The sequence below is a fragment of the Asticcacaulis sp. genome (genome assembly GCF_051956075.1).
Taxonomy (GTDB): domain Bacteria; phylum Pseudomonadota; class Alphaproteobacteria; order Caulobacterales; family Caulobacteraceae; genus Asticcacaulis.
Genome location: NZ_JBQCGA010000061.1, coordinates 135,569 through 142,329, shown reverse-complemented (window position 1 = coordinate 142,329; position 6,761 = coordinate 135,569). Strand labels below are relative to the sequence as shown.

General features: G+C 59.7%; 7 protein-coding genes. 3 read left to right on the top strand and 4 right to left on the bottom strand.

The genetic code is table 11. From position 1 onward, the window contains the following. Positions 1-1,165: DHA2 family efflux MFS transporter permease subunit (locus ACTHLA_RS17250; RefSeq protein ID WP_440192381.1), on the top strand; the 1,165-nt coding region annotated here is incomplete at its 5' end. 1 nt (position 1,166) lies between these two features. On the opposite strand, the gene ACTHLA_RS17245 is transcribed toward ACTHLA_RS17250, so the two are convergent. The 4 genes from ACTHLA_RS17245 to ACTHLA_RS17230 all read right to left on the bottom strand — a co-directional run bounded on the left by ACTHLA_RS17245 (position 1,167) and on the right by ACTHLA_RS17230 (position 4,547). Then, positions 1,167-1,748 (bottom strand): winged helix-turn-helix transcriptional regulator, encoded by a 582-nt coding sequence (locus ACTHLA_RS17245; protein ID WP_440192378.1) that lies wholly within the window; start codon positions 1,746-1,748, stop codon positions 1,167-1,169. Between the two features lie 162 nt (positions 1,749-1,910). Beyond that, positions 1,911-2,426, bottom strand: a complete 516-nt coding sequence (locus ACTHLA_RS17240; protein WP_440192375.1) for a DUF6438 domain-containing protein — start codon at positions 2,424-2,426, stop codon at positions 1,911-1,913. Between the two features lies 1 nt (position 2,427). Beyond that, positions 2,428-3,213, bottom strand: a complete 786-nt coding sequence (mazG, locus tag ACTHLA_RS17235) for a nucleoside triphosphate pyrophosphohydrolase (RefSeq protein WP_440192372.1) — start codon at positions 3,211-3,213, stop codon at positions 2,428-2,430. Next, positions 3,210-4,547: an MFS transporter gene (locus ACTHLA_RS17230; RefSeq protein ID WP_440192369.1), complete on the bottom strand. Its 1,338-nt coding sequence runs from the start codon at positions 4,545-4,547 to the stop codon at positions 3,210-3,212. Before ACTHLA_RS17230 ends, mazG begins: the two co-directional genes overlap by 4 nt. Before the next feature lie 144 nt (positions 4,548-4,691). Between ACTHLA_RS17230 and ACTHLA_RS17225 the strand changes: the two genes are divergently transcribed. Both ACTHLA_RS17225 and ACTHLA_RS17220 read left to right on the top strand, forming a co-directional pair. Further along, on the top strand, positions 4,692-6,269 hold the full coding sequence (locus ACTHLA_RS17225) for a glycoside hydrolase family 43 protein (protein WP_440192366.1): 1,578 nt from the start codon (positions 4,692-4,694) through the stop codon (positions 6,267-6,269). 214 nt (positions 6,270-6,483) lie between these two features. Beyond that, positions 6,484-6,759: a hypothetical protein gene (locus ACTHLA_RS17220; RefSeq protein ID WP_440192363.1), complete on the top strand. Its 276-nt coding sequence runs from the start codon at positions 6,484-6,486 to the stop codon at positions 6,757-6,759. Positions 6,760-6,761: the final 2 nt, after the last annotated feature.

Below are 6,761 nucleotides of genomic sequence, written 5' to 3'. Positions count from 1 at the left end.
CCCACTTGCGCAGGCGACGCTGTTCGACATCAACCCCAAGGAGAAGCACGGGCAGGCGATGGCCCTCTTCGGCGGCGGCGTGATGATCGGGCCCATCCTGGGGCCGGTCCTTGGTGGCTGGCTGACTGACAATTACAACTGGCGCTGGGTGTTCCTGGTGAACCTGCCGGTCGGCATCATCTGCACGCTGCTGATGCTTCGCTTCATGCCGAAGACCGACACGCATGAGCGCAAGTTCGACCTATTCGGGTTCGCGCTGCTCGGCATTGCGCTTGCGGCGCTCCAGCTTGGGCTCGACCGCGGCCAGCAGAACGACTGGTTCAATTCGGCGGAGACCTGGATTGAGGCGGTGACAGCCTTTGTCAGCTTCGGCTTTTTCATCATCCATACCGCCACCAGACCGGCGGGCGCGACCTTCTTCAATTATCGGCTTTTGCAGAACCGCAACTTCCTGACCGGACTTCTGTTCATCTTCATCGTCGGCATGGTGCTGTTCGCGACGCGCGCCCTGCTGCCGTCGATGTTGCAGGGCCTGATGGGCTATACGGCCATGTATTCGGGCATCGTCACCGCGCCGTCGGGTCTTGGCACCATGCTGGCCATGATGATCGTCGGGCGCATGGTCGGCAAGGTCGATCTGCGCCTGATCCTGGGCGTCGGCTTTGGCCTGACGGCGCTGACCCTGTGGATGATGTGCGGCTATACAGTCGACACCTCGCAGCGCGCCATCATCACGCCCAGCATCATTCAGGGCTTTGGTCTGGGGCTTGTCTTTGTGCCGTTGTCGGCGGCGACCTTCGCCACCCTGTCGGGCGATCTGCGCCCGGACGGCACCTCGATTTACAGTCTGGTGCGCAATATCGGCTCGTCCATCGGCATCGCGCTGGTGCAGGCTTTGCAGGTCAGCAATACGCAGAAAGCCCATGCCGGGATCATCGAGAACATCACCTCTAACCAGCCGAGCCTGATCGAGACGACGCACAACGCCGTCGCGCTCAATGCCGAGGTCACGCGGCAGGCCAGCATGATCGCCTATATCGACAACTTCTGGCTGATGATGATCCTGACCCTGCTGGCCATGCCGCTGCTGCTGGTCATCAAGACGCCGAAGAAAAAGCCGTCGCAGGAAGAAGAGGAACACCTCGAACTGGCGGCGATGGAATAGGTCAGAACAGGCTTAAGGTCTCGTCAGAGAATTCGGGGGAGAATTCCGGCTTGTCTTTGGCGGGCTTCGGCTCGGATTTGACGCGAGGCGTCTTCGGCGTGAAGCTGCGCGTCAGTTTTTGTGCGAAAGCGGCCTTGTTCTTCTGCATCTCGGCGACGATCTCCTTGGGCATATCGACGACCGGTTCATGCTTCATGGCGTACAGCGCCATCTCCACCAGTACGGGCGCCAGATCAGCGCCGCGCGCAGTCAGGGCATAGATGAATTTGCGCTTGTCCGACGGATCGGCGGCCTTGCTGATCAGGCCGTTCTGCTCCAGTCGCGACAGACGGTCGGCTAGAATATTGGTGGCGATCTTTTCTTCGGAACGCAGGAAGCCCTGATAGCTGTTGTGACCGCGCAGCATCAGGTCGCGCACGATCAGCATCGACCAGCTATCGCCGATCAGTTCCAGCGTCAGATTGATCGGACACAATGAGCGGCGCGTCTTGTCGGGCGCGGGCTTGGCGGCCTTGATCCGCGCCTGAGTCGGCAGGGATGGTTTTTTGACGGTTTTGCCCTTGCCGGGCGCAGGTTTTTTCATCGCAGGCGACTCCAAAGCACGCCTTAGCCTTGCGCAGTCTTCTTTTGATTCGCAAGGCATATAGGGGACGGCTTGTGGATTGAAAGTGGAAAGATGCGACGCGGCTGTTGACAGACGCCGATCAAACTCGCTTTCGTTTGCGCATCGACATTGCGAAAAGCTTTATTTTGCAGGCGAAGCCACAGCTTTGAGGTCGCGCGCCGTCGCCCGGTCGCCCGCCATGAGTTTCCGGAACTGCGTCGCCTGTTCCAGCGCCGCCACGGGCGCGGCCAACTCCGGCGCCTGCGCGCCGCAGCCATGACGCAAAGCCAGCAGGCGGTGGTCTTCGCGCAAGGACAGATCGCAGACCGGCGGATGTCGCGGCAGGTCGGCGTTTACATCGCGGTTCATAAACTGCGCCTGGTCGAAGGCGCGCAGGATGCGGCGCAGCGCAAACTGCGAAATCCGATAGCGCCAGATATGGCTTGCATCGCGCAAGCTGACCGCGCCGTCGGCGGAAATTTCAAGGCGAAAGACCGGGCAGGCGCCGCCGCAATCGAGCCCTTCATAGACGATGCGCGTATCCGGCGGGATCGGCGTCTGACCGAGCGAGACATAATAGGCCGCTATCAGACCGGCGCAGATCAGCACACTGACCAGCGTGTTGCGCAGCCGTTTCGGGCGCGAAACCTTGAACAATCTAGCTGTGTTCGGCGGACTTGGCGTCATTCCACAAGGCGTCCATCTCGGCCAGATCGGATTGTTCCGGCGTCTTGCCGCGCGCCGCCAGCGCCGCTTCAATGGCCTCAAAACGGCGCACGAACTTGGCGTTGGTCAGGCGCAGCGCGTCCTCCGGCTCGACCTCAAGCTTGCGCGCCAGATTGGCCAGCACGAACAGAAGATCGCCCAGTTCGGCGCGCGCCTTGTTCAGATCGCCCGCCTTGATTTCCGCCTTCAGTTCATTGGTTTCCTCATCCAGCTTGTCCAGCACCTCATTGAGGCTTGGCCAGTCGAAGCCGACGCGCGCCGCGCGCTTGGTCAGCTTGGCGGCGCGGGTGAGGGCGGGCAGACCCACCGGCACATCGTCGAGCAGGCCGTGCTTCTGCTTGGCCTTGCGCTCTTCGGCCTTGACCGCCTCCCAGGCCACGGTTTGCTCGGCCGAGGTGCGATGCGATTCTTCACCGAACACATGCGGATGGCGCCGGATAAGCTTGTCGCGGATACCGGCCGCAACATCGTCGAAAGCGAACAGGCCCTGCTCCTCGGCCAGCCGTGCGTGGAACACCACCTGAAACAGAAGGTCGCCCAGCTCCTCCTTCAGATCGCGCATATCCTGACGCTGGATGGCGTCGGCGACCTCGTAGGATTCCTCGACCGTATAGGGGGCGATGGTCTCGAAGGTCTGCTCGCGATCCCAGGGACAGCCGCCGTCCGGGTCGCGCAGCCGCCGCATGACCTCTAAAAGCCCTTCAATCGCCTCGCTCACAACACGTCCCTTTGCATCAGATCGTCGAGAATCCGCCTGTGCCGCTCTGGCGACAGGTCGTAATCCTTCATCGCATAGGCGCCAAGCAAAAGGAACAGCACCGGCAGGGCGATAAAAAAGACCTGCACCCAGATCAGGGCCGCATGCGGGCTATCGGCGGGCGCCTTGACGTTGAAGCCCAGCCAGCCCAGCACCGAAATGGTCAGGACCGAGATCGCATAGCCGATCTTGGTCGTGGCCGACAGGATGGCCATCAGCGTGCCCTTATGGTCGTGGCCGGTCTCATGCAGCACCTCATCGCCGATATCGGCCATCAGGGCGCGGGTCAGCAGCAAGGACGCCGCATAAGGCATGCCGTTCAGGAAGGTCATAATCATCACGACCGGCGCATTGTGCTGCGGCGCGAACGCCATCGCGCCGTAAAGCACGGCGAAGATCAGGCTGGAGATGATCAGGGTCACATGCTTGTTCAGGCGTTTGGCCATCACGACCCAGATCGGCGCCCCGACGATGCCTGCGACGAAATAGAGAAACATGGCGACATTGCTCTGTCCGCGATGCAGACCGCGCGTTTCTTCGAAGAAGTAGAAGAAGAGGGCGGCCATTACCCCCGGCGCCAGCCCCATGAACAGGTCCGCCCACAGGATGCAGCGGACATTGCGGCGCTTCAGCATGTCAAAATAGTGCGACAGCCTTATGTCGTGCGTCGCCGCGTTCGAGACGCGCTCCGGCACGATCCACAGCGCCAGTCCGATCGTCAGCGGCAGCATGATCATGATGAACAAACCCATGACCTGAACCGCCGTCGCGTAACTGTAATGCAGCTTCGTGTTTACGATCACAGGGATTAAAGCGACGCAGATAATCCCGGCGATATTGCCCACCTGCCACCAGGCGAAAATGCGCGAACGCTCATTATAGTCGGTGGACAAAACGCCGCCCCAACTGGCCTGGCTGAGCGCGGCGATGGAAAAGCCGACATAGAGAACAAACAGCCAGCCGCCAAGATAGGCGGGCGACACGCCCTTATGCGCCAGAAAGATAAAACCGGTGCTGACGAACAGGATCGGCAGGCAGATCAGCATCCACAGCTTGAACCGGCCAAGACGACTGCGCGTGCGGTCCATCCAGTAACCGAGGACCGGATCGACCAGAATGTCGAAGCAGCGCACGACAAAGAACACCACGCCGACAACGGCGCCGAGACCCAGCGTCGTGCCGTAATATTCCGGCAGATTGACCACCAGCGGCAGACCCAGAGCGGCAAACGGCACGCAGGGGCCGATAAAGGCCAACAGGCGCGGCAATGAAACCTGACGGTATGATTCCATCATTTCCCCCTTTTCATAAGTGATAGGGCAGGTCGTCTAACTTGCCAATGGCGTCTTAAGGCAAGGAGCTTAAACAGGGGGGCCTTGACCGGCGGGCGTTAGCAATGATAGCTCTGCAATAACTCAGACAAAAAACAGGGAAACGCCATGAGGAAATCCGCCGCCACGCTTCTGCTGACCTGCGCCGCCTTGACCTGCGCTTCTGTCGCGGAGGCTCAGGCCTGGCGCTCTGATCAGGGCGACGGAACCTACAGCAATCCCATCCTTTATGCGGATTACCCGGATCCAGATATTATCCGGGTTGGTCAGGATTTCTATTTCACCACCACCACCTTCGTGAACACGCCGGGGATCACGGTGCTGCATTCGAAGGACCTAGTGAACTGGGAGATCGTCTCGCATGTCGTTCCGCGCCTGGACGGACGGCCGCAATACGACATGCAGGGCGGAACCGCCTATCGGAGCGGGCTTTTCGCCACCAGCCTGCGCCATCACGACGGCATGTTCTGGCTGGCCGTGACGCCGGTGGGGCAGAATACCCGCATCTATTACGCCAAGGACGCGCGAGGCCCGTGGGCTTATCATGAACTGGACCGGCAGGCCTTCGATCCGGGTCTGTTTTTCGATACCGACGGCAAGGCCTATATCTTCACCTCGATTGGCAGCGACGGCACGGAGACCTTGCTCTCGCTCAATCAAGACCTGTCAAGGATCATGGACTCCAGGAAAATCTATTACGATAAGGGCGCCGAAGGCTCAAAAGTCATCAAGAAGGACGGCTGGTATTATCTGTTCAACGCCATGCCATCGCATCTGGCCCTGGTCGTGTCGCGCAGCCGCAGCCTAGACGGTCCGTGGGAAACGCACAGCCAGATCGACGATACGACGGGCGGCCATCAGGGCGCGCTGGTCGATCTGCCCGACGGCGACTGGTACGGTTTCGTGATGCGCGATTCCGGCGCAATCGGCCGGACCACCAATCTCAGCCCGATTTTCTGGCGGGACGGATGGCCGGTATGGGGGACGCCAGACGCGCCAAACCAGGTTCCCAAAACCTCGCCAAAGCCTGTCAAAGCTTATCCGTTCATGGAGCCTGCGACCTCTGACGATTTCAGCGGCAAGACCTTGGGCCTGCAATGGCAGTGGAACCATAATCCTGACGACAGCCGCTGGTCCCTGAGCGAACGGCCCGGTTTTTTACGCCTGAAGGCGACTCAAGGCCCTGACTTCTGGAACGCACGTAATACATTAACGCAAAAGGGGCAGGGACCGTTCAGCCGGGGCGTCGTCAAACTCGACATCCGCCATGTCGGTCAAGGCGATTCCTGCGGCTTTGGCGCGCTGGGCAAGTTCAATGGCCAGATCGCCGTCACAGCCGCAGGCGATGGTTCGCATACCTTGAGCATGAAGGTGATCGAAGCCACCGAAGGCGCGCCAAATATCGACACGCGCGTTACAAACGTCGCCGTCAAAGGCGATACGCTGTGGCTGCGCACGGATATGGATTTCAGAACCAATCTGGCGCGCGTCGATTACAGTCTCGACAATAAAAACTGGACGAATCTCGGCGGCGATTTTCCGCTGGCTTACGACTGGCGCACCGGCACGTTCCAGGGCGAGCAGTACGCGATCTTCTGCTACAATACGGCGCCGTCGAACGGCTATCTCGATATCGACAGCTTCTCTCTGTCCGGCCAATACACAGCTCAGCAGGCGGCGCGCTAGGACAATGCGCGGGTGAGCAAAGCGTGGAGGAAATTTAATGGTGGCACGCTTCTCGCCTAAGAAAGATTATGGGAAATTAATGGATATAACGCGCCGCAAATGCTTTATCGGTCGCTTATGCGCCGTATTTGGCTTCGGCACATATCTCTTATGCGCGATGTTTTAGCTTCGATTTCTGACAGCAAAGTTCGTAGTCAAGTATGAGGATAAGGTCATGGCCATCTCAAGCGTGCATTTTGAGCCGACCACACAAACCTATGGCGATCTGAACATCGTAACGTCGCCGCAGAATATTTTGCATTTCGACATGTCGGCGCGCCAACGCCGCGCGCTGGTCAATCTGTTGATCGGTCTGGGTTTTGTTCTGGCCTTTGTCGTAGCGTTAAGCGCGCTCTATCTGGGCGATCAGGCCTTGTTTACGCACAGCGGCGTCGTTACGGCTTCACAGCCGCCCGCGACCTATAACGGACTGCCCATCGATTACGACTGAAC

Excerpts from the sequence above, each read along its gene's own strand:
- ACTHLA_RS17245 (WP_440192378.1), bottom strand. The coding sequence starts at position 1,748 with ATGAAAAAACCTGCGCCCGGCAAGGGCAAAACCGTCAAAAAACCATCC.
- ACTHLA_RS17230 (WP_440192369.1), bottom strand. The coding sequence starts at position 4,547 with ATGATGGAATCATACCGTCAGGTTTCATTGCCGCGCCTGTTGGCCTTT.
- ACTHLA_RS17225 (WP_440192366.1), top strand. The coding sequence starts at position 4,692 with ATGAGGAAATCCGCCGCCACGCTTCTGCTGACCTGCGCCGCCTTGACC.
- ACTHLA_RS17220 (WP_440192363.1), top strand. The coding sequence starts at position 6,484 with ATGGCCATCTCAAGCGTGCATTTTGAGCCGACCACACAAACCTATGGC.